At 55.2% G+C, this 2,500-nt stretch carries 2 rRNA genes (1 of these 2 cut by a window edge); both read left to right on the top strand.

Annotated features, from left to right (window positions below):
- Window positions 1-2,226: ribosomal RNA gene (locus LHP98_RS19105) — 23S ribosomal RNA — on the top strand; it begins 662 nt to the left of the window's first position.
- A gap of 90 nt (window positions 2,227-2,316) precedes the next feature.
- Window positions 2,317-2,431, top strand: a 5S ribosomal RNA gene (gene rrf / locus LHP98_RS19100).
- Window positions 2,432-2,500: the final 69 nt, after the last annotated feature.

The raw sequence follows: 2,500 nt of genomic DNA, 5'->3' as shown, positions 1-2,500 counted from the left end.
TTGGTCTGTCGAGCAAGCTTAAGCCGTTAGGTGGAGGCGCAGCGAAAGCGAGTCTTAAACGGGCGCATGAGTTCGACGGATCAGACCCGAAACCAGGTGATCTAGCCATGAGCAGGATGAAGGTTGGGTAACACCAACTGGAGGTCCGAACCAACACCCGTTGAAAAGGGTCTGGATGACTTGTGGCTAGGGGTGAAAGGCTAATCAAACCTGGAGATAGCTGGTTCTCCGCGAAAGCTATTTAGGTAGCGCCTCGGACGAATACCATCGGGGGTAGAGCACTGCATGGGTAATGGGGTCCCACAGACTTACTGAGCCTAAGCAAACTCCGAATACCGATGAGTACTATCCGGGAGACACACGGCGGGTGCTAACGTCCGTCGTGAAGAGGGAAACAACCCTGACCTGCAGCTAAGGCCCCTAATTCATGGCTAAGTGGGAAAGCATGTGGGACGGCCAAAACAACCAGGATGTTGGCTTAGAAGCAGCCATCATTTAAAGAAAGCGTAACAGCTCACTGGTCTAGACAAGCTGTCCTGCGGCGAAGATGTAACGGGGCTCAAGCCATGAGCCGAAGCTCGGGATGCACAGCGATGTGCGTGGTAGCGGAGCGTTCCGTGATACAGTCCATCATGTCTTCTCCATCCTCTGGGTGGATCGGACATGGAGGGCTTTCTGTGAAGCCGGGCCGTAAGGCAACCGGTGGAGAGATCGGAAGCGAGAATGTTGACATGAGTAGCGACAAACAGGGTGAGAAACCCTGTCGCCGAAAGTCCAAGGGTTCCTGCTTAAAGCTAATCTGAGCAGGGTAAGCCGGCCCCTAAGGCGAGGCCGAAAGGCGTAGTCGATGGGAACCAGGTTAATATTCCTGGGCCAGGAGGATGTGACGGATGCTTGAGGTTGTCTGCCCTTATCGGATTGGGTGGGCAGCTGCGGTGTCCCTGGAAATAGCCCTCCATCAGACCGTACCCTAAACCGACACAGGTGGACTGGTAGAGTATACCAAGGCGCTTGAGAGAACCACGTTAAAGGAACTCGGCAAAATGCTCCCGTAAGTTCGCGAGAAGGGAGCCCCGTCTGCAGGCAACTGTGGGCGGGGGGCACAGACCAGGGGGTGGCGACTGTTTACTTAAAACACAGGGCTCTGCGAAGCCGTAAGGCGACGTATAGGGTCTGACGCCTGCCCGGTGCTGGAAGGTTAAAAGGAGGGGTGCAAGCTCCGAATTGAAGCCCCAGTAAACGGCGGCCGTAACTATAACGGTCCTAAGGTAGCGAAATTCCTTGTCGGGTAAGTTCCGACCTGCACGAATGGCGTAACGATCTCCCCGCTGTCTCTAACGTGGACTCAGCGAAATTGAACTGTGTGTCAAGATGCACACTACCCGCGGTTAGACGGAAAGACCCCATGAACCTTTACTCTAGCTTTGCATTGGCATCAGGAATGTGATGTGCAGGATAGGTGGTAGGCTTTGAAGCGGGGACGCTAGTCCTCGTGGAGCCTCCCTTGAGATACCACCCTTCGCCTTCTTGATGTCTAACCGCGGTCCGTCATCCGGATCCGGGACCCTGCATGGTGGGGAGTTTGACTGGGGCGGTCGCCTCCCAAATCGTAACGGAGGCGCGCGATGGTGGGCTCAGAGCGGTCGGAAATCGCTCGTTGAGTGCAATGGCATAAGCCCGCCTGACTGCGAGACTGACAAGTCGAGCAGAGACGAAAGTCGGTCATAGTGATCCGGTGGTCCCAAGTGGGAGGGCCATCGCTCAACGGATAAAAGGTACTCTGGGGATAACAGGCTGATGATGCCCAAGAGTCCATATCGACGGCATCGTTTGGCACCTCGATGTCGGCTCATCTCATCCTGGGGCTGGAGCAGGTCCCAAGGGTATGGCTGTTCGCCATTTAAAGAGGTACGTGAGCTGGGTTTAGAACGTCGTGAGACAGTTCGGTCCCTATCTGCCGTGGGTGCAGGAGACTTGAGAAGAGTTGACCCTAGTACGAGAGGACCGGGTTGAACGAACCACTGGTGGACCAGTTATCGTGCCAACGGTAGTGCTGGGTAGCTATGTTCGGACAGGATAACCGCTGAAGGCATCTAAGCGGGAAGCCCCCTTCAAAACAAGGTCTCCCTTGAGGGCCGTGGAAGACCACCACGTCGATAGGCCGGAGATGTAAGCGCAGCAATGCGTTCAGTTGACCGGTACTAATCGCCCGATTGGCTTGATCTGATCCAGAAACAGCAAGGCACAATCAGAAGAACGACCTGGAACAATGAAACTGATGTTTGCGGATCAAAATCCGCTTGGGCATTGAACCGGTTTGGTGGTCATAGCGACGGCTAAACTCCCGATCCCTTCCCGAACTCGGCCGATAAGGGCCGTCACGCCAATGGTACTGCGTCTCAAGACGTGGGAGAGTAGGTCACCGCCAAACCTGTCCAATGCCCAACCTCTCAATACGATCTCAAATCACCCCAAAGGCAAACCAGCCCCAGGGACAACG

It is taken from the genome of Rhodobacter sp. Har01 (assembly GCF_020564565.1).
In the GTDB taxonomy this organism is placed as follows: domain Bacteria; phylum Pseudomonadota; class Alphaproteobacteria; order Rhodobacterales; family Rhodobacteraceae; genus Pseudogemmobacter.
The sequence above is the reverse complement of the archived record's forward strand: the minus strand, read 5'-3'. Positions and strand labels throughout refer to the sequence as shown.